At 73.0% G+C, this 20,777-nt stretch carries 13 protein-coding genes and 1 tRNA gene; 12 read left to right on the top strand and 2 right to left on the bottom strand.

Annotated features, from left to right (window positions below; all coding sequences use genetic code 11):
• Nucleotides 1-432: 432 nt before the first annotated feature.
• The 6 genes from topA (at nt 433) to AC559T_RS24135 (ending at nt 10,192) form a co-directional block, all read left to right on the top strand.
• Nucleotides 433-3,519, top strand: a complete 3,087-nt coding sequence (gene topA / locus AC559T_RS24160) for a type I DNA topoisomerase (RefSeq protein ID WP_498870195.1) — start codon at nt 433-435, stop codon at nt 3,517-3,519.
• Nucleotides 3,519-5,975, top strand: coding sequence for a dTMP kinase (tmk, locus tag AC559T_RS24155; RefSeq protein ID WP_498870194.1), 2,457 nt, complete (start codon nt 3,519-3,521; stop codon nt 5,973-5,975). Before topA ends, tmk begins: the two co-directional genes overlap by 1 nt.
• 16 nt (nt 5,976-5,991) lie before the next feature.
• Entirely contained in the window at nt 5,992-7,248 is a 1,257-nt protein-coding gene (locus tag AC559T_RS24150; protein ID WP_498870214.1) for a DNA polymerase III subunit delta', read from the top strand.
• 42 nt (nt 7,249-7,290) lie between these two features.
• A complete protein-coding gene (locus tag AC559T_RS24145) occupies nt 7,291-8,211 on the top strand; it encodes a metallophosphoesterase family protein (protein WP_498870193.1) in 921 nt (306 codons plus the stop codon).
• Nucleotides 8,212-8,373: 162 nt separating this feature from the next.
• On the top strand, nt 8,374-9,411 hold the full coding sequence (locus tag AC559T_RS24140; RefSeq protein ID WP_368951784.1) for a PSP1 domain-containing protein: 1,038 nt from the start codon (nt 8,374-8,376) through the stop codon (nt 9,409-9,411).
• Nucleotides 9,412-9,523: 112 nt separating this feature from the next.
• A complete protein-coding gene (locus AC559T_RS24135; RefSeq protein ID WP_071066210.1) occupies nt 9,524-10,192 on the top strand; it encodes a histidine phosphatase family protein in 669 nt (222 codons plus the stop codon).
• On the opposite strand, the gene AC559T_RS24130 is transcribed toward AC559T_RS24135, so the two are convergent.
• Entirely contained in the window at nt 10,152-10,883 is a 732-nt protein-coding gene (locus AC559T_RS24130; protein WP_012157746.1) for a response regulator transcription factor, read from the bottom strand. The genes AC559T_RS24135 and AC559T_RS24130 overlap by 41 nt on opposite strands.
• A gap of 459 nt (nt 10,884-11,342) precedes the next feature.
• On the opposite strand from AC559T_RS24130, the gene AC559T_RS24125 reads away from it, so the two are divergent.
• Nucleotides 11,343-11,414, top strand: a tRNA-Thr gene (locus AC559T_RS24125).
• Between the two features lie 159 nt (nt 11,415-11,573).
• Here AC559T_RS24125 and AC559T_RS24120 read toward each other — a convergent pair.
• A complete protein-coding gene (locus AC559T_RS24120) occupies nt 11,574-12,116 on the bottom strand; it encodes an inorganic diphosphatase (RefSeq protein ID WP_112108403.1) in 543 nt (180 codons plus the stop codon).
• Between the two features lie 616 nt (nt 12,117-12,732).
• Between AC559T_RS24120 and dacB the strand changes: the two genes are divergently transcribed.
• The 5 genes from dacB to folE all read left to right on the top strand — a co-directional run bounded on the left by dacB (nt 12,733) and on the right by folE (nt 20,706).
• Complete coding sequence (gene dacB, locus AC559T_RS24115) at nt 12,733-14,220, top strand: D-alanyl-D-alanine carboxypeptidase/D-alanyl-D-alanine endopeptidase (RefSeq protein ID WP_498870213.1); 1,488 nt, start codon at nt 12,733-12,735, stop codon at nt 14,218-14,220.
• A 132-nt stretch (nt 14,221-14,352) separates the two neighbouring features.
• Nucleotides 14,353-15,486 (top strand): zinc-dependent metalloprotease, encoded by a 1,134-nt coding sequence (locus AC559T_RS24110; RefSeq protein WP_071060918.1) that lies wholly within the window; start codon nt 14,353-14,355, stop codon nt 15,484-15,486.
• 70 nt (nt 15,487-15,556) lie between these two features.
• Entirely contained in the window at nt 15,557-17,383 is a 1,827-nt protein-coding gene (gene hpt / locus AC559T_RS24105) for a hypoxanthine phosphoribosyltransferase (protein ID WP_498870212.1), read from the top strand.
• Between the two features lie 300 nt (nt 17,384-17,683).
• On the top strand, nt 17,684-19,945 hold the full coding sequence (gene ftsH / locus AC559T_RS24100; protein ID WP_112105040.1) for an ATP-dependent zinc metalloprotease FtsH: 2,262 nt from the start codon (nt 17,684-17,686) through the stop codon (nt 19,943-19,945).
• On the top strand, nt 19,942-20,706 hold the full coding sequence (gene folE / locus AC559T_RS24095; RefSeq protein ID WP_071060914.1) for a GTP cyclohydrolase I FolE: 765 nt from the start codon (nt 19,942-19,944) through the stop codon (nt 20,704-20,706). The genes ftsH and folE overlap by 4 nt, the downstream gene beginning before the upstream one ends.
• The last annotated feature ends 71 nt before the right edge of the window (nt 20,707-20,777 follow it).

Here is a 20,777-nt window from a genome sequence, read left to right as displayed (position 1 = left end):
GCGGCCCCGTTCGTGGTCGCCGGGTCCGGCAGTCCGGCGAGCGTCTCCGGGGCAAAGTGGTGATCGGGCGGGGTCATCCGGCACGCGATCGTCTGCCGCTGGACCGCCCGGCGTGGACGACGGCACGATGGTGCGGATGCCTGCCGGCGCAACCGCCGAGGGAGTGCCCGCGCGGCCCCCGACGGCGGACGGGGGGAGCCCTCCAGCCACACACCGGCGTACGGTGCTCCCTGCGGCCGATTCCGGCAGCGGGAGATGTCCGGTCGTGCCGGGCCCGTGTCCACGCCCATGGAGCGGGGATCGCCGGCGCGCCGACAACAGCCCCGGGCGGGCATTGGAGCAACTGACAGAGGTAGATCACACGAGGATCACCCGGGCGGCACTGACGTCCCGAGCGGTCCACCGGAGCAGCACGCCGTAACGAGGAGAGAAGTGCCACCGCGCACGAATTCGACGAGCCGGACGACCGCGGGGTCGCCCACGCCGGTCGCCGAGCCCGCCAAGCCCGCGGCAGCGAGCGCCACGGCGGCCAGCGCCACGGCGGCGAGCGCCACGGCGGCCGAGGCCGAGACGGCCGAGACGGCCGAGGCCGGCGCCACCGCAGGGCGCGCTTCGGGCGCCCGCGCCACGGGCGGGCGCCGCCCGGCGCGGGCCACCGCGAACGGGAACGGGACCCGTCTGGTGATCGTGGAGTCGCCGGCCAAGGCGAAGACGATCGCGGGCTACCTGGGCCCGGGGTGGCAGGTGGAGTCGAGCATCGGCCACATCCGCGACCTGCCGCGCAGCGCCGCCGACGTGCCGACCGCGCACAAGGGCAAGCCGTGGGCCCGGCTCGGGGTCGACGTCGACAACGGCTTCGAGCCCCTCTACGTCGTCAGCCCGGATAAGAAGGTCCAGGTCAGCAAGCTCAAGTCGCTCGTCAAGGACGCCAGCGAGCTCTACCTGGCGACAGACGAGGACCGCGAGGGCGAGGCGATCGCCTGGCACCTCCTGCAGACCCTGAAGCCGACCGTCCCGGTCAAGCGGATGGTCTTCCACGAGATCACCCCGCAGGCGATCCAGCGTGCGGTCGACAGCCCGCGGGAGATCAACGAGAACCTGGTCAACGCGCAGGAGACCCGGCGGATCCTGGACCGGCTCTACGGCTACGAGGTCTCCCCCGTGCTGTGGAAGAAGGTCATGCCCAAGCTCTCGGCGGGGCGGGTCCAGAGCGTGGCGACCCGCGTCCTCGTCGAGCGGGAGCGGGCGCGGATGCGGTTCCGCACCGCGGAGTACTGGAACATCGAGGGTGTCTTCCAGCAGACCGTCGCGCACGACGGCGCCGCCCTCGACACGACCCCGCTCCCGGCGACCCTCGTCGCGCTGGACGGGCGGCGCCTGGCCAGCGGCCGCGACTTCGCCCCGACCGGCGAGCTGACGTCCGACGGGGTCGCGCTGCTCGACGAGGCCGGCGCCCGCGCGCTGGCCGGCCGGCTCACCGGCGCCGCGTTCGCGGTGCGGTCGGTCGAGACCAAGCCGTACCGGCGCTCGCCCTACCCGCCGTTCATGACCTCCACGCTCCAGCAGGAGGCCGGCCGCAAACTGCGGTTCTCCAGCCAGCGCACGATGCAGGTCGCGCAGCGCCTCTACGAGAACGGCTACATCACCTACATGCGGACGGACTCGACGAACCTGTCCGAGACCGCCCTGGTCGCCGCCCGGGACCAGGCCCGCACCCTCTACGGCGCCGAGTACGTCCCGGACCGGCCCCGCACCTACGCCAAGAAGGTCAAGAACGCCCAGGAGGCCCACGAGGCGATCCGGCCCGCCGGGGATCACTTCCGGACCCCGGGTGAGGTGCGCTCGGAGCTCGACGGTGACTCGTTCCGCCTGTACGAGCTGATCTGGCAGCGCACGGTGGCCAGCCAGATGGCCGACGCGCGCGGCACCAGCGCCACCATCCGCCTGGGCGCGACCTCCAGCTCCGGGGAGGACGCGGAGTTCTCCGCCTCCGGCAAGGTGATCACCTTCCCCGGGTTCCTACGCGCGTACGTCGAGGGCGCCGACGACCCGGACGCCGAGCTCGAGGACCGCGAGCGGCGGCTGCCCGACGTCCGGCGGGGGGACCCGCTGGCCACCCGCACGCTCACCCCGCGTGGCCACACGACCAGCCCGCCGCCGCGGTTCACCGAGGCCAGCCTGGTCAAGACGCTGGAGGAGCTGGGGATCGGCCGGCCGTCCACCTATGCGTCGATCATCGGCACGATCCAGGACCGCGGCTACGTGTGGAAGAAGGGGTCCGCGCTGGTCCCGAGCTTCGTCGCGTTCGCGGTGGTCGGGCTGTTGGAGGACCACTTCACCCGGCTCGTGGACTACCAGTTCACGGCCTCGATGGAGGACGACCTCGACGCGATCGCCGCTGGTACGGCCGCGTCCACGGACTGGCTCACCGGGTTCTACTTCGGTCTGCCCGACACGACCGACACCGGCGGTTCCGGCGCGGTCGAGGGCCTCAAGCACCTGGTCGGCGAGCGGCTCGGGGAGATCGACGCCCGCGAGGTCAACTCCATCCCGCTGGGCAAGGCGGACGACGGCGAGCCTGTCGTCGTGCGGGTCGGTCGTTACGGGCCCTATGTCCAGCACGCTGACGGGCGTGCCAGCGTCCCGGACGAGGTCGCTCCCGACGAGCTGACCGTGGAGCGCGCGCTCGAGCTGCTGGCCGCGCCCAGCGGCGACCGTCTGCTCGGCACGGACCCGAAGACGGGTGCGTCGATCACCGCGAAGGCCGGCCGCTACGGCCCGTACGTGACGACGGACAGCGAGCCGCCGCAGACCGCGAGCCTGCTGCGCACCATGTCGTTGGAGACCGTGACCCTCGAGGACGCGCTGCGGCTGCTGACGCTCCCCCGCGTCCTCGGCACCGACGCGGAAGGCGCGGAGGTCACCGCCCAGAACGGGCGGTACGGCCCCTATGTGAAGAGGGGCGCCGACAGCCGTTCGCTGGAGTCCGAGGACCAGTTGTTCACGGTGACGCTGGACGAGGCGCTCGCGCTGCTCGCGCAGCCGAAGGCCCGCGGTCGGCGCCAGGCTGCGCAGACGCCGCCGCTGCGTGAGCTCGGGCCCGACCCCGCCACCGAGCGCCCGATGGTCCTGCGCGAGGGCCGGTTCGGCCCGTACGTGACCGACGGCGAGACCAACGCCAGCCTGCGCAAGGGCGACGCGGTCGAGACCATCACGGTCGAGCGTGCCGCCGAGCTCCTCGCGGACCGCCGAGCCCGCGGCACGACCACGCCGCGCCGGACCACGAAGACCACGGCCAAGGCGCCCGCGAAGGCCACAGCCAAGCCCCGGACGGCCGCGAAGACCACCACGAAGGCCAAGCCCGCGGGCAAGACGTCGGGCGGCACGGCGAAGTCCGGCTCCCGCGCGTCGAAGTCCGCCGCCAGCGGCGCCGGGGAGACCGGCACCGCCGCGGGCGACGCATCCGGCACCGACAGCGCCACCGGAGCAACGTCCGGTGGCTCTCAGCGGTCGAGCTGATGGATCTGCCCGTCGGCGAGAGCCACGGCAAGCTGGACCAGACACCGCTGCGGGCCGCGCGGGCGGCTCCGCGGGAGCCCGCGGCGACTCCCGTGGTCAACACCGACCCGCCGAGCGCCAACTCGACGAGCACCGATTCGCCGACCACTGACCCGCCAGGCACTCACCTGCCAAACACCGAGCCGCCAAACACCGAGCCGCCAGGCACTGGGCCGCCGGCTGGTCGGCGGGCCCCGCGTCCGCCACGGATGCGGGTCCGGCGGCCACTGAGCCGTCATCCGGTCACGACGGTGCCCTCGCCACCGCGTGCGCGCACCACCAGCGGCTCGGACGGCGACCTGCGGGCGGTTCTGCGAATTCCCGAGTTCCGCCGGATGTGGATCCAGCTCAGCCTTTCCAGCCTGGGCGACTGGATGGGCCTGCTGGCGACCACCGCCCTGGTCACCCAGCTGACCGAGAGCTTCTCCGGACAGGCGTTCGCGATCAGCTCCCTGCTGATCGTCCGTCTGCTGCCCGCGCTCGTGCTGGGCCCGCTCGCCGGAGCGATCGCCGACCGCCTCGACCGCCGGATGACCATGGTCATCACCGACGTGATGCGGTTCGGGCTGTTCCTGTCCATCCCGATCGTGGGAACCCTCGGATGGCTACTGATCGCGTCCTTTCTCGTCGAGTGCGTGAGCCTGGTGTGGGCACCGGCCAAGGAGGCCTCGATCCCGCATCTGGTCCCGCGTAACCGGCTCGCGGCGGCCAACACCCTCAGCCTGATAACGACCTACGGCACGGCGCCGCTGGCCGCGGCGATCTTCACGCTGCTCGCCACCGTGTCCCGGGCCCTGGGCCCGTCCATTCACTTCTTCCGCGACTCCTCCCTGGACATCGCGCTGTACTTCAACGCGGCCACGTTCCTCGGGTCGGCGATCGTCATCTGGGGCCTGCGGTCGATCGGCCGCGCGGAACGGCCCGAGCACAGCACGGAGCCGGGCTTCTTCGCCTCGATCACCGAGGGCTGGAAGTTCGTCGGCCAGGACCGCCTCGTCCGCGGGCTGGTCGTCGGAATCCTCGGCGGCTTCGCCGGCGCCGGCTGTGTGGTGGCGCTCGGCAAGCTCTACGTCGAGATCCTCGGCGGTGGCGACTCGGCCTACGGCGTGCTGTTCGGCGCGGTGTTCATCGGCCTCGCCGCCGGAATGGGCGCCGGCCCGAAGCTGCTCGGGGATTACAGCCGTACCCGCCTTTTCGGCGTCTGCGTCACCGCCGCGGGAATCACGCTGGTGATCGTCGCGATCATCCCGAACCTGGTGATCGCCTGCATTCTGGTCGTGTTCGTCGGCGCCCTCGCCGGCGTCGCCTGGGTGACCGGGTACACCCTGCTGCAGGCCGAGGTCGCCGATGAGCTGCGCGGGCGCACCTTCGCGCTGGTCCAGTCGCTGGTACGGGTCGACCTGCTGGTCGTACTCGCGGCCGCGCCGGCCCTCGTCGGTCTGATCGGTTCGCACCAGGTCCACCTCTGGGGTGACATCAACGTCCGGGCCGACGGTGTCACCGTCGTCCTGCTCGCCGGCGGGCTGCTCGCCGTCGCGGTCGGCCTGTTCTCCTACCGCCAGATGGACGACCACACCGGGGAAGCCGTCCTGCCCGAGCTGTGGAACGCGCTGCGCGGGCGGCGGCCGGGCGCTGCCCGCCGCCGTCATGGCGGGTTGTTCATCACCGTCGAGGGTGCCGCGGGCGCCGGCAAGACGACCCAGCTGGAGCTGTTGCGAAGCTGGCTGTCCTCGAGCGGGCGCGAGGTCGTTCCGGCGTACGAGACCGACGGGACGTCCCTCGGCGCGGGCCTGCGGGACCTGCTGGACGACCCCGCGAACCGGCTGCACGCCCGGACCGAGCTGCTGCTGGACGCGGCCGACCGCGCCGAGCACGTGGCCCGGGTCATCGAACCGGCGCTGGCACGGGGCGCGATCGTGCTCACCGACCGTTACGTGGACTCCGCGATCGCGTGCCAGGCGCTCGGCCAGCGGATCGACAGCGACGAGCTGACGGTGCTGACCCAGTGGGCCAGCCACTCGTTGCTGCCCGACGTGACGATCCTGCTGGACCTGCCTGCGGAGCAGGCGCTGGCCCGAGGCGGGGGTGATCCTCACCTCGGGCGGGAGAGCGAGGACGACGGCGGCGGACACGATGGCGGTACCGGACACGATGGCGGTGCCGGGCACGGCGGCGGTGCCGGGCACGGCGGCGGTGCCGGGCACGGCGCGGGGCCGGATCGCTCCGGCACCGACCCGGTCGCGGCCGTGGCCTACCACCGACGGGTTCGCGAGCACTTCCGCAGGCTCGCGGACGAGGATCCGGACCGGCACGTCATCCTGGACGCGACGCTCTCCCCGCAGGAGCTGCACCGGCAGATCCGTGCGGTGATCGCCGGACGCCTGCGCCCGGCGATCACCGGTGACGACCCGCGATGACGATCAGGTCGCGGTGATGCACGACAATGACGGTGTGACGGTCTGGGACACCCTGGTCGGACAGGACGCGGTCGTCGCCACCCTGACCGCCGCGGCCACGGCGGCGGCGCTGGTCACCGAAGGTGGGTCGCTGGTCGCCGCCCGGGCGGGCATGACCCACTCCTGGCTGTTCACCGGCCCGGCCGGCTCGGGCCTCGCCGACGCGGCCCGGGCCTTCGCCGCCGGCCTGCTCTGCGAGAACATCCCGCCAGGCTGCGGGCAGTGCCCTGGCTGCCACACCGTCCTCTCCGACACCGCGGCCGACCTTCGCACGGTCCGCCCGGAGGGTCTCTCGATCGGAGTGCGGGACGTCCGTGCCCTGATCAGGGACGCCGCCAGCACCCCCAGCGCGGGCCGATGGCGCATCCTGCTGATTGAGGACGCGGACCGCTTCACCGACTCGGCGGCGAACGCGCTACTCAAGGCGCTGGAGGAGCCGGCCGAGCGAGCCGTGTTCCTGCTGTGCGCCCCATCCGTCGACGACGTGCTGCCCACCATCCGCTCCCGGTGCCGGTCGGTCGCCCTGCGGCTGCCGAACCCGAAGAACGTGGCCGACGTCCTCATACGGGAGGGCACAGCCGAGGATCTCGCCGCCGTGCTGGCGCAGGCGTCCCAGGGGCATGTCGGGCAGGCTCGCAGGCTGGCCACCGACCCGCAGGCCCGCGCACGGCGGGAGTCGGTGCTGCGCCTGCCCTCCCGGCTGCGGCGGGTCGGCGACTGCCTGGCCGCGGCCGCCGACCTGGTGGACGCCGCGAACGCCGACGCGCAGGCCGCGAACGCCGAGCGCGACGAGGTCGAGACCGAGGCGCTGAAGACGGCGCTGGGCGTCGGCGCGACGTCCTCCGGTACCAGGTCGACGTCCGCGCGGGGTGCCAAGGCGGGGGCCAAGCCGAGGTCTCTCCAGGTCCGCGGCGCTGCCGGGGCACTCAAGGAGCTGGAGCGGACCCAGAAGAGCCGCGGGCGGCGCACTGTTCTCGACTCCCTCGACCGGGCCCTGGTGGATCTTGCCGGGCTGTACCGGGACGTACTGGTCCAGCAGCTGCGGGGGCAGGTCACCCCGGTGCACCCCGACCAGGCCGACGCCGTCGCCCAGCTGGCCGCCGCGGCCACCCCGGAGCAGACGTTGCGCCGGTGGGAGGCCGTCCTGGCGACACGGCAGGCGCTGGCGGACAACCCGGGTCTTGTGCCGCAGCTGGCTGCCGAGTCTCTTGCCCTCACGCTGCGCGACGCATAAGAACCTGTTCGGCGGCAGGCGCCACCGGAGGAGAGGACGGGCATGCGGGTTGCGGCGGTCGGCGACCTCCATGTCGTTCCCGGATCCGCGTTCCGGCTCCGGCCGCTCTACCAGCGGGCGGCGCTCGTCGCCGACGTCCTGCTGCTGGCCGGTGATCTGACCAACGACGGCGAGCTGGACTCCGCGGCGGAGCTGTGCACGGTTGTCCGCGGGCTCGACCTGCCGGTCGTGGCGGTGCTGGGAAACCACGACCACGACGCCGGCGAGGGCCCGCGGGTCGCCGCGATGCTCGGTGACGCCGGCGCGATCGTGCTCGACGGCACCGCGGCGACGATCGGGACGGCGGCCGGCCCGGTCGGGGTCGCGGGCGTGACGGGGTTCGCCGACAACCACCTGGCCGACGGCGGGCCCGGCGGCCGGACGCCCGAGGACGCCGCGGCCGACGCCTTTCACCTGCGCGACGCGCTCGCCTCGCTCGACACCGACGTCCGCATCGCCCTCACCCACTACGCGCCCGTGCGGGAGACGCTGACGGGCGAGGCGCCGGGGCTGCACCGGTTCCTCGGCAGCTCCCTGCTCGGCGCCGCCATCGACGGTTCACGCGCGGCGGGAGCCGGGCGCGGCACCGGTCCCGGGCGCGGGGCGACCGCAGCGCGCAGGTCGGGCATGGCGGGCACGCTCGACCCGCCGGGGCCGGCGTCGGTCCTTCCCTCGGACGGCCCCGCTCCGGCGCCAGCCGACGGCTCCTGGCATGGCAGCGTGATCCCGGGCTCCGTGGCCCCGGGCTCCGGCGCGGGCGCCGCCGACGCGCCCGCCACCGCGCTCGCCGTCCACGGCCACGCCCACCACGGCCAGGAGACGGGACGCACCCCGGGCGGTACGCCGGTGCGCAACGTCGCCCGCCCGGTCATCGTGGCCCCGTTCGCCGTCTACCAGGTCCCGGGCGGCGCCCGCATCGGATGACACCGGCCGGCCCCGGGGCGCGCCGACCGACCCGTCTCCATCCGGAATGGAGCCGTCGCACCCCGCATCGGGCGAGATGGGCGAACCGGGAGCCTCGCCGCCGCTCCCGTCGTAGTCTTCCGTGGACCGGGCATCCGAGGGCGGAAGGTGGCGGGACGTCGCATGCCGATGATGTGCGCGGTGTCCTTCTCCCGCCGGGGCCGGCTCTACTACGCCGATCCGGGCCCGTACAGCCCGCGGGTCGGTGACCGGGTCCTGGTGCCCACCGACGAGGGGCCCGAGGTCGCCACCTGCGTGTGGGCGCCGCAGTGGGTCAGCGAGGATGTCGGCGGCCTGCCGGTGCTGGCCGGCCTCGCGGACGAGGACGACCTGCGCCGTGACGACGCCGCCCGACGGCGCCGCGCCCAGGCGAGGGTCGCCGCCCGCCGGCTCGTCCGGGAGCACGGCCTGCCGATGAAGGTGGTCGGAGTGGACGTGGTCCCCGACAGCAACGCCTTCACCGTCTACTTCACCGCCGAGAACCGTGTCGACTTCCGTGCCCTCGTGCGTGATCTCAACCGGACGCTTTCCGCCCGCGTACAGCTGCGGCAGCTCTCGGCCCGCGACAGCGCGAAACTCCAGGGCGGGATCGGCTCCTGCGGGCGGGACCTCTGCTGCTCCACCTTCCTCACCGACTTCGAGCCGGTGAGCGTGCGGATGGCCAAGGACCAGAACCTCTCACTGAACCCGATGCGCATCAGTGGGGCGTGCGGCCGGCTGATGTGCTGCCTGCGCTACGAGCATCCCCTCTACGAGGAGTTCACCGCCGCCGTCCCCGCGGTGGGCGCCCGCGCGTCCACACCGGACGGGGACGGCCGGGTCGTCGCGCACGACGTGCCGCGCCAGCAGGTGACGGTCGCCCTCGACGGCGGGGGCCGGCACGCCTGCTCCCGCGCGGACGTCTGCGGCTCACGCAAGGCCTACGAGGCCACCCATGCCGCCGGACCGGCACGCCCGGCCAGCACCGCGGACCCGACCGGCACGGCAGGGCCAGCCGCCACGGCAGGGCCAGCCGCCACGGCGGAACCAACTGGGACCGCGGAACCAGCCGGGCCGGCGGGGACGGCGGGCCCGGCGCCGGACGGCGGCGAGGACAGCTCCCCCGACACGGCCGGCGGGCGGTCCCACCGCCGCCGTTCCCGGCGGCGCACGGAGCACTGAGGGCGTACGCGGCACAGACCGCCCGAACTTCGGGACGGCAGCTCGCGGCAAAACAGACAGCGCGACATGACCGCGCGCCGGCGCGGCCGGCGGCATCCACATGGGGGGAACCATGCAACGGCGGGTGTGGCTGGTACGCCACGGCGAGAGCACGGCGAACGCGGGGCAGCCGTCGGCCGATCCGCACGGGATCGGGCTCACCGACCTCGGAGTGCGCCAGGCTGACGCGGTCGCCGGGATGATTCCCCACGACCCGTCCCTGATCGTGGTCTCCTGGTACCTACGCGCCCGGCTGACCGCGGAACCGACCGCGCGCAGGTTCCCGGCCACCCCGCTGGAGGTCTGGGACGTCCAGGAGTTCACCTACCTGGGCAGTCTCCACGGTCAGAAACTGACCGACCTCGAACGGGCGCCGTTCGCGCGGCAGTACTGGCACCAGGCGAACCCGTACTCGGTGGACCGGCCCGAGCTGGGCTGTGAGTCGTTCGCCGGGCTGATGGACCGGGCCGACCGGCTCCTCGCCCGGCTGCACCAGGCGCCCCCGGGACTTGTCGTGGTCTTCACCCACGGCATGTTCATCCGCGCGGTGGACTGGTGCCTACGGGCACGCGCCGGCACGGCCGAACGGCTCGACATGGGCGGCTACCGGGAACACCACCGGCGCCGACCCGTGCCGAACGGATCGATCATCGAGCTCCAGGAGGGTGACCGGGAGCTACGCGAGGCGACGGAGCCGGATCTCAGGGATCGAACCGGTAGCCCATCCCCCGGAGCGTGGTGACCAGGCGGCGCTGCGGCGGTCTTCCCTCGACCTTGGTGCGCACCCGCCGGACGTGCTCGGTCACGGTCGCCGGGTCCTGGAAGCGGGTGCCCCAGACCTGTTCAAGCAGTTCCTCGCGGCTGAACACCCGGCGTGGATGTCGGGCGAGGAAGGCCAGCAGCTCGTACTCACGGGCGGTGAGATCCACCCGCTCACCCGCGACGGCCACCTCCCGCGCGCGCAGGTCGATCGAGACGTCGCCGTAGATGAGGGGCTCGTTGCCGTCCCCCGTTCGCTGCGGCGGCGCCTCGACGGGCCGGCGGCGCAGCCGCGCACGCACCCGGGCGACCAGCTCGCGCAACGAGTACGGCTTGACCACGTAGTCGTCGGCGCCGAGCTCCAGGCCGACGACCCGGTCGACCTCCTCGGCACGTCCGGTCAACATGATCACCGGCACTTCGCTTGTCTGGCGCAGCCGGCTGAGGACGGCGAAACCGTCCATCCGCGGCATGGCCACGTCCAGCACAACGAGATCTATCTCGGTGGTCTGGAACAGTCGCAGCGCTGCCTCGCCGTCCGCGGCCTCGAGCACCCGGTACCCAAATCGCTCAAGGCTGCGTGCCAGCGCGATTCGCGATGCCTCGTCGTCTTCGGCGACAAGCAGCGACGCTCCGCGCGTCGTGCCTGGCGCACCTTCCCCGGCCCCGGTCATGGTGCGAAACCCTACGCAACCTCTCCGGAGCCACTGCGACCGGGGGTGCCTTTTCGACACCTTCGGCCGACGCGCGGGGGTTCGAGCATTCAAATCCGTAACAGAAAGCCTTGCAAGACATGCGATCAGTGCGCGTCCCGATCATTCCGTATCCCGCGGACAACCGAACGTCGACAGGATGTGGCGGGGTGCGCAGACAGGCAGAGCGGTGACTTCCCGCCGACGGACACCCCAGCACACACCGAGCCACCGAACTGGACCGCATCCGGATCCGGGACGCACCGGATCGAGCCCGTCACCCGCCGGCAGCCCGGCCACCCCGACCCAGGGTGACGTGCGCGCGAGCCACGTCAGGGCCCGGACCACGGACGGGCGCCGATCGCCACATCGTCTTCGTCTGGCATACTCGTCCGGGCAGGACGGCGCCGGAGCCCACCGGCTCGCAGCCGCCTGGCCGATGCCGGAGTAGCTCAGTGGCAGAGCAATCGCCTCGTAAGCGATAGGTCGCGGGTTCAATCCCCGCCTCCGGCTCAGACTCTCTTCCCAGCCAGCGCCGTTCACCGTCAGCGGCGGCCTGGCCAACCCCCTCGCACCTGCCTCAGGGCATGCCACAGCGGCCGGTGGGGGCAATCCCACCGGCCGCCCGGGACGGCCGTGCTCGATGCCGGAGCGTGGCCGTCGCCGTGGTTGTCAGGCCGTGTGTGCGTGCGCGGCGCCGTCCTCGTCCGCGCCGTGCTCGACGCCCTCGGAGTCCTTGAGCCGGGTGATCGAGGCGAGGATCTCCTTCTCGGCGGCCCCCCGGTCCACCCAGGAGGCGCCCTCGACGGACTTCCCGGGCTCGAGGTCCTTGTAGACCTCGAAGAAGTGCTGGATCTCCAGCCGGTCGAACTCCGGCAGGTGACGGATGTCACGCAGGTGCTCCTGCCGGACGTCCGCCACCGGGACGCAGAGGACCTTGTCGTCCGGGCCCTTCTCGTCCGTCATCCGGAACATGCCGATCGTGCGGCACCGCACGAGGCAGCCCGGGAAAGTCGGCTCCTCCAGCAGAACCAGCGCGTCGAGCGGATCGCCGTCCCGACCGAGCGTGCCCTCGATGAATCCGTAGTCGGACGGATAGTGGGTGGACGTGAACAGCATCCGGTCCAGCCGGATGCGCCCGGTGTGGTGATCCATCTCGTACTTGTTGCGCTGCCCCTTGGGGATCTCGATGGTCACGTCGAACTCGAGGTCCACGCCGTTCCCTGTCTCCTTCGGTCCGTCCGGCACCGAAGGCCGGCTCTGTGTCTGAAGGACGCCGTGTCCGGCGTCCATGGGTCGTCCGTCTCGCGATGCGCCGCTACCCGCGTGGCGCGTCACTCGGTCGCGGTAGTCAAGCCGAGACCCGGACCCGCGGTTCGTGCGGGTCCACTGTGCCCTGTGCGCGGTGACGCGCTGTGGCGGGGTGCGGCCACCGGGCCGCGGTGCCACCGCACGGCGCCGCCACTCGCACGATCGCACGGCCACGCCCCGCGAGGCGCGCCGCGCAGTCGGCTCCGAGCGCCCCCGGGCGACATCCATCGTGCCTGTCACACCCCGCGGCGCACACCATGGTGTGGCCTTCTTCGTACCCGATCCACATGATTGCCGAAGCGGTTCCACCCCGGACTGAGACCGAGCCACCCCCGCGTGGGGTGTTCCCGCTCGCCGGAAACCCACGCGGCCAGCACGGTCGCGGGCTCCGGACGGCCGGGAGGCACACCGCGTTCTCCCGTCGCCGGGGCGAGGCCGTCCACCTTACGAAAGCCGGGACGTGACCGGCAGTGCGCCACCCGCGCGACACCGACCTGCGTAACCTTCCCGAGTGACCACAGTGCCGCTGGGCGCGCGGGCCGGTGGCCTCACGGCACTGGCCGGAGCGCTGCTCGCCGGATCGCTCTCGCCCGGTCCGGCGGCGCCTCCGGGCGGCGCGTCACCGGCCCCGCCGGGTGTACGCGCCGAGGCGTCCGCGCTGCCGGGGCTGGACCCGGACGCACCGAAGGCCGACCCGGCCGCGGTGGCCGCGCGGCTGCTCGGGCCGCTCTCCGACCCCGTGCTGGGCGGCCCGGCGACACTGGTGGTCGACGCGCTGACCGGGCAGGTGCTCCTCGCGAACCGCCCCACCGAGCCGACCGCTCCCGCGTCCACGGTCAAGATCGCCACGGCGACCGCGGCGCTCACCACGCTCGATCCGGACGCCCGCCTGCGCACCCGCGCGGTCTACCTCCCGCCGGCCAGCGCGCCACCCGCGGCGACCGCGGGGTCACCTGCGGCAACCACCGGGTCGGCGACTGTGCCCGGCCGGGCGCCCCTGGCCCCAGGCGGCACGCTCTGGCTGGTCGGCGCGGGCGATCCGACCCTGACCGCGGCGACCGGGGCGGCCGGGTACCCGCCGGCGGCCCGGTTGAGCGACCTCGCCGAGCAGGTCCGCAAGGCCGGCATCACCGCTGTCGGCGCGGTGGTCGGCGACGGGACGGCCTACGAGGGCCCGGGGATGGCACCCGGCTGGCGCGACGGCTACGTGACCGACGGGAACGTGACCCCGGTGTCCGCGCTGTCGGTCGACGCGGGGCGTGCCACACCCGGCGCCGCCGGGCCGCGCAGCCTGACCCCGGACGCCACCGCGGCGGCCGCGTTCCGCACGGCCCTCACCGCGGCCGGCGTGTCCGTCGGCTCGGTCTCGACGGGCCGGGCGGACGCGGCGGCCCGCGAGGTCGGGTCCGTGCAGAGCCCGCCGATCCCGGTCCTGGTCGAGCGGATGCTCACCGACTCCGACAACGACCTGGCGGAAAGCCTGGGACGTCAGGTCGCGATCGCCCGGGGGCTTCCGGCGAGCTTCGACGGGGCCACCCGGGGCGTGCTCGGCGCCCTTCGCGACGCGGGCATCCCGACCGACGGCGCCTCGCTGCGCGACACCAGCGGACTTTCGATCGACAACCGGATCGCCCCGGCGACGCTCGTCGCGGCGCTGCGGACGGCCGCCCTGCCGGGTCATCCGGCCCTGCGGACGGTCCTGTCCGGGCTGCCGGTCGCGGGCTTCACCGGCACGCTCGGCGACCGGTACGGCCCCGGTGACACCTCGCCGGGGGCCGGCGTCGTCCGGGCGAAGACCGGCAGCCTGCGCATCGTGACCAGCCTCGCCGGCATGGTGACCGACAGCGACGGACGGCTGTTGCTGTTCGGGCTGTTCGCCCCGGTCGAGGAGCAGGGCCTGACCAAGATGGCGCTGGACCGGGTCGCGGCGGCCCTCGCCTCCTGCGGATGTCCGCCGGCCGGCGCCGGGCCGCCATCAGCCGGGCCACCGGCGCCGCCGGGCGGCTAGGTCATCGGACAACAAAGAACACCACAGGCCCTGCCGACCTCAACGGCAGGCACCACGGACGGCTCCCCGGGCCCGACTGGCGTCGTCCGATCGGGCGGGCGAAGCGGCCGGAAGCCCGGTACGCTCCTATTCGTGGACGCTGAGCTGGTGGACTGGGAACTCGCCGTAACGACGGCGAAGAAGCTCGTCCGACCAGGGCCGCAGCGAAGCCGGGCGGAGGCGGACGAGATCGTCTCGGAGCTCCGGCGCCTGGCTGTCATCGCTGAGGGCCATGTGCAGGACTACACCCAGCTCGTCCCCGCCGGGCCACCGACCCCGATCGCGGTCGTCGACCGGCCGGAGTGGGTTCGTTCCAACGTCGCCGGGCTGCGCGTGGCCACCACGCCCCTGATCGAGAAGCTCTCCGACCAGAGCCGCGGCCGGCTCGCCGCCGCGGTGGGCCGGCGGGTCACCGGTGTCCAGGTCGGGTCCGCGCTCGCCTACCTCGCGGGCAAGGTTCTCGGCCAGTTCGAGGTCTTCCTCCCGCCGGAGGAGTATGAGGCGGGCGGCGCCGCGAGCGCCCCGTCCCTGGCGAAGCCCGGCGCTCCGACCCCGGTGGGGCGGCTCAGCCTCGTCGCGCCGAACATCGCCCACGCCGAGGAGACCCTGCGGGTGGTCCCGCGCGACTTCCGGCTCTGGGTCTGCCTGCACGAGCAGACGCACCGCAGCCAGTTCACCGCCGTCCCGTGGCTGCGCGAGCACCTCGAGTCCGAGATCGCGGCGTTCATCGGCGCGACCGACCTCGATCCCGAAGTCCTCGCCGACCGGCTCCGCTCCGCCGTCACGGCGCTGCGCAGCGCCGTGCGCGACCACGGGCCGGACACGCCGAGCGTCGTGGAGGCGTTGCAGACCCCGGCGCAGCGCGCCGTCCTCGACCGCCTCCAGGCGCTGATGACCCTGCTCGAGGGGCACGCCGACCAGGTCATGGACGCGGTCGGCCCGCAGGTCGTGCCGACGGTGGCCGACATCCGCGGCAAGTTCGACAACCGGCGCTCCGGCGGCTCGCCCATCGACCGTTTCCTACGTCGCCTGCTCGGGCTGGATCTCAAGATGCAGCAGTACCGCCAGGGCGGGGCGTTCGTCCGCGCCGTGGTCGCCGAGGTCGGCGTGGAGGGCTTCAACCACGTCTGGCAGTCGCCGCAGACCCTGCCCACCCGCCCTGAGCTGACCGACCCGGGCGCGTGGATGCTCCGGGTGCTCGGCACCCGCCCGTCGATGTCCGCGTGACGGTTCGGCCCGCGTGACGGTCCGGCCGACGCACGGTCCACAGCCCGCCGCGCTCGGGCGGGGCCGGGGGATGCCCGCTCCGGCCGTCGCCGCGGTGCGGCTGGCCGTCCGCGACGCGGTGGCCGACGTCCCACCCGGCGGCCTCGTCCTCGTCGCCTGTTCGGGCGGAGCGGATTCACTCGCGCTCGCCGCCGCGCTGGCCTTCGTGGCTCCCCGCCGCGCGCTGCGGGCCGGGCTCCTGACGGTGGACCACGGATGGGACGACACCTCACGACCCCGCGCCGAGGAGGTCGCCGCGAGCGGCCGGCTGCTCGGCCTGTCCCCGGTGGAGGTGCTCGCCGCACCGTCACCGAGATCCGAGGGCGCGGCCCGGGACTCGCGCCGCGCCGCGCTGCTCGCGGCCGGCGAGCGCCTGGGCGCGCACGCGGTGCTGCTCGGCCACACCCTCGACGACCAGGCCGAGACCGTCCTGCTGCGGCTCGCCCGCGGCTCGGGAGCACGGTCGCTGAGCGGCATGCCCGCCACGGACGGAGCCATCCGCCGCCCGCTGCTGCGGCTGCGGCGCGACCAGACCCGCCAGGCCTGCCAGTCTCTCGGCCTGGAGTTCTGGGACGACCCCACCAACGCCGACCCGGCCTTCGCCCGGGCCCGGACACGGTCAACCGTGCTGCCGGTGCTGGAGGCGGAGCTGGGGCCGGGCATCGCCGAGGCGCTGGCCCGCACAGCCGACCTGCTGCGGGCGGACGCGGACGCGCTCGAGGCACAGGCGGAGTCGGTCTACGCCGAGCTCGCCGGGAGCGCCGCGGATGCCACGGCGCCACGGGCACCGCGCACGCCGCTGGCGGCGGAGGCGGAGCTGGGGCCGCGGGTCGAGTTCGACGTGGCGGCCCTCGCGGGCCTGACACAGGCGTTGCGGAGCCGGGTCCTGCGCCGCGCCGCGCTGGCGGCCGGGTCGTCGGCGTCCGCGCTGCGCGCCGACCACATCTGGGCCGTCGAGGACCTGGTGACCCGCTGGCGCGGGCAGAAGCCCGTCCCGCTGCCGTCGGGGGTGCTCGCCCGCCGGACCGGTGGCAGGATCGCCCTCGTCGGCCCGGATGCACCGGTCCGTCCCGACATGCCGGCCGGTGCGGGCCACCCGGGCCGTCCCGGTGTGGTCCGCGCGCCCGGTGAGCGTGGCGGACCGACGTCCCGCGCCCCGGCGTCGGGCACTCTGACGCCAGGCACCCCGGCGTCGGGCGACCGAGGACCAGGCGACCCAGCGCGCAACGAGGAGGACAGGCCGGTGAGCCAGGCCGCGACCGCGAAGCCCGACCACGACGGCACTTCGATCCCGGCCGGCGGGCCGCCCCGGGCGCATCCCGACATCGACGAGATCCTGGTCAGCCGGGATGAGATCGCCGCGAAGATCGCGGAGCTGGCGGCCCGCGTCGACGCGGACTACGCCGGTCGCGAGATCCTCCTGGTCGGCGTACTCAAGGGCGCCGTGATGGTGATGGCGGACCTCTCCCGGGCCCTGTCGGTGCCGATCACGATGGAGTTCATGGCCGTCTCGTCGTACGGTTCGACGACGTCGTCCTCCGGTGTGGTCCGCATCCTCAAGGATCTCGACCGGTCGATCGAGGGCCGGGACGTGCTGGTCGTCGAGGACATCATCGACTCCGGGCTGACCCTCTCCTGGCTGCTGCGGAACCTGCGGTCGCGCGGGCCGGCGTCGCTGGAGGTGCTGGCGCTGTTCCGTAAGCCCGAGGCGATCACCGTGGACGTCGACGTCCGCTATGTCGGGTTCGACATCCCGAGTGCCTTCGTCGTGGGCTACGGCCTGGACTACGCCGAGCACTATCGGACCCTGCCGTTCGTAGGCACCCTCACGCCCGAGGCGATCGCCCGGCGCGCCTGACGGGCCGCGAGGCGGGGATCCGTCCCCCGGTCAGGCCCGGCCACGACACGGGTTCCGGGGAGGTCACGGGCCGGTTCACCCGAGTCAGGCGGGGCCGGCACCGCTGATCGGCAGGTGTCCGGTAGCCCGCCGGTACGTCCCCGAGGGCCGTTACGGAACAGTGCGGCCCCCCGGTCCGTTGCTCGGATGTACGCGCGGTGAGATGCGCGTGCCGGCGGTACCCTCGGCACAAGGGAATCCCGATCGAGGGCAGCACACACGGCAGGAGGGTGGAACGCTTGTGTCCGGCGTTCCAGACAGATGACTCCAAGAAGAATCTTCCGCGGCTGGGTACCTCTGCTGCTCCTGGTCCTCTTCGTGATCATCCTCACGACGGGCGTGCTGTCCGGACCGAGTGAGTATCAGAAAGCAGACCTGAGCTTCGTACAGCAGCAGATCGACCAGAGCGCCGGAGCAAAACCCGAGACCAGGGTCGTCGATGCGACGATCCAGGACTCCAAGCAGATCATCCGGATCGAGCTGGGGAACGGCAAGAAGTACGAGTCGTCCTTCGCCACCGAGCAGGCCCTGGTCCTCGCCAACGAGCTCAAGCAGCAGAACATCAAGTACAACGTCTCCGTCGACCGCGGGAACGTCCTCGTCTCGCTGCTACTCAACCTGCTCCCCGTGCTGTTGATCGTGTTCCTGCTGCTGTTCTTCATGAACCAGATGCAGGGCGGCGGCAACCGCGTCATGAACTTCGGCAAGTCCAAGGCGAAACTGGTCAGCAAGGACACGCCCAAGACCACGTTCGCGGATGTCGCCGGCTCGGACGAGGCGATCGAGGAGCTCCAGGAGATCAAGGAGTTCCTCGAGAACCCGGGCAAGTTCCAGGCAATCGGCGCCAAGATCCCCAAGGGCGTCCTGCTCTACGGGCCGCCCGGCACCGGCAAGACGCTGCTCGCCCGCGCCGTCGCAGGTGAGGCGGGCGTCCCGTTCTACTCGATCTCCGGCTCCGACTTCGTCGAGATGTTCGTCGGCGTCGGCGCGAGCCGGGTCCGCGACCTGTTCGAGCAGGCCAAGGCGAACGCGCCCGCGATCATCTTCGTGGACGAGATCGACGCCGTCGGCCGGCACCGCGGGGCGGGCCTGGGCGGTGGCCACGACGAGCGCGAGCAGACCCTCAACCAGCTCCTGGTCGAGATGGACGGGTTCGACGTGAAGGGCGGCGTCATCCTGATCGCCGCGACCAACCGGCCCGACATCCTCGACCCGGCCCTGCTGCGTCCCGGCCGGTTCGACCGCCAGATCGTGGTCGACCGCCCCGACCTGCTCGGTCGCGAGGCGATCCTGAAGGTCCACGCCAAGGGCAAGCCGATCAGCTCGGACGTCGACATGCTGATCATCGCCCGGCGCACCCCCGGCTTCACCGGCGCGGACCTGGCGAACGTGCTCAACGAGGCGGCGCTGCTCGCCGCGCGGTCGGACGTCCGGTTCATCTCGTCGGCGCTGCTCGAGGAGTCGATCGACCGGGTCATGGCCGGGCCGGAGCGCAAGACCCGCGCGATGAGCGACCGGGAGAAGAAGCGGATCGCCTACCACGAGGGCGGTCATGCCCTGGTGGCGCACGCGCTCCCCAACGCCGACCCGGTTCACAAGATCACGATCCTGCCGCGTGGCCGGGCGCTCGGGTACACGATGCAGCTCCCCCTGGAGGACAAGTACCTGTCGACCAGGTCGGAGATGCTCGACCGGCTCGCCGTCCTCCTCGGCGGGCGCACCGCGGAGGAGCTCGTCTTCCACGAGCCGACCACCGGGGCCAGCGACGACATCGAGAAGGCGACCCAGATCGCCCGCGCGATGATCACCCAGTACGGCATGAGCGACAAGCTCGGCGCGATCAAGTTCGGCAGCGAGTCCGGTGAGGTCTTCCTCGGCCGCGACATGGGCCACCAGCGCGACTACTCCGAGGAGGTCGCGAGCGAGATCGACGACGAGGTGCGCCGGCTGATCGAGGCCGCGCACGACGAGGCCTGGGAGATCCTGGTCACCTACCGGGACGTCCTCGACAACCTCGTCCTGCGGTTGATGGACACCGAGACCCTGAGCAAGGACGACGTGCTCGAGGTCTTCGCCACTGTCCAGAAGCGCCCCAGCCGTGGTTCGTACACCGGCGTGGGGCGGCGCATCCCGTCGGACCGACCGCCGGTGCAGACCCCGGCCGAGCTGGGTCTCGTCCCGTCCAAGGTCTCTGACCTGGTGAAGGGCAACGGCGGGCCGGCCGGCCATGCCACGAACGGCGGCGGCACGAACGGCGGCGGTTCGGCGAACGGCGGTGGGGTGAGCGGCGGCAACGGCACTGCGGGCCACCCCCGCCCGGCAGGCCAGGCCGACCCGGGCACCGCCGGAGGTCCCGCGGGCCTCGGGCACGGCGACCCCGCGCAGAGCGGGCCCGGACACAGCGCCCCGAGCCCGGCCCACGGCACACCCCCGCCGGGATCCCCGCCACCGGAAGGCCCCCGGATCGCGAACCCCTGGGCACCGCCCACCTGGGACAACGATGACGACAGGAGACGCCGTTGACCTCCGATTCCGACCAGGCGCAGACCATCGTGCGACAGGCCGGTGAGCTGAACGCGGGCTCCTCCGGGCTGGACCAGGGCGTCTCGCCGGGATCGGCTACCGAGAGCAACGTCTCGGACAACGTGACCGACGCGAAGGGCGCCGGCAGCGGCATCGAGGCGCGGCGGCGGCTGAAGCGGCCGGAGATGGTTCGGCCCTTCGACCACGAGCGGGTCGCCCGGGCCGTCCGTGAGTTGCTGATCGGCATCGGCGAGGACCCGGACCGCGAAGGCCTACGCAAGACCCCGGACCGCGTCGCGCGCGCCTACCAGGAGGCGGTCGAAGGCCTTGGCCGGGACCCGGCGGAGGTCCTGACCACGGTCTTCGACGAGGGCCACGACGAGATGGTGCTGGTCCGCGACATCGACTTCTCGTCGCTGTGCGAGCACCACCTCGTGGTCTTCGCCGGCAAGGCACACGTGGCCTACATCCCGAACGAGAAGGGGCAGATCACCGGCCTGTCCAAGCTGGCCCGGCTGGTCGACCTCTACGCCCGCCGGCCGCAGGTCCAGGAGCGCCTCACCTCTCAGGTCGCCGACGCACTCGTCGACGTCCTCGACCCGCGGGGCGTCATGGTCGTCGTCGAGGCGGAGCACCTCTGCATGTCGATGCGCGGTGTCCGCAAGCCGGGGGCGACCACGGTGACCTCGGCGGTGCGCGGCCAGTTCCTGAGCCCGGCCACCCGCAGCGAGGGAATGTCGCTGATCATTCGGGGTCGCTGACCCCCGGTCCGAGCCCGGACTCGTTCCGGGCTCGGGCACCCGGCTCGCAGTCGTTCCGGGCTCGGCTCGCG

Source organism: Frankia sp. Hr75.2 (genome assembly GCF_949319125.1).
In the GTDB taxonomy this organism is placed as follows: Bacteria; Actinomycetota; Actinomycetes; order Frankiales; family Frankiaceae; genus Parafrankia; species Parafrankia soli.
Note: the sequence above shows the minus strand (reverse complement) of the source record. Positions and strands in the feature narration are given on the sequence as shown.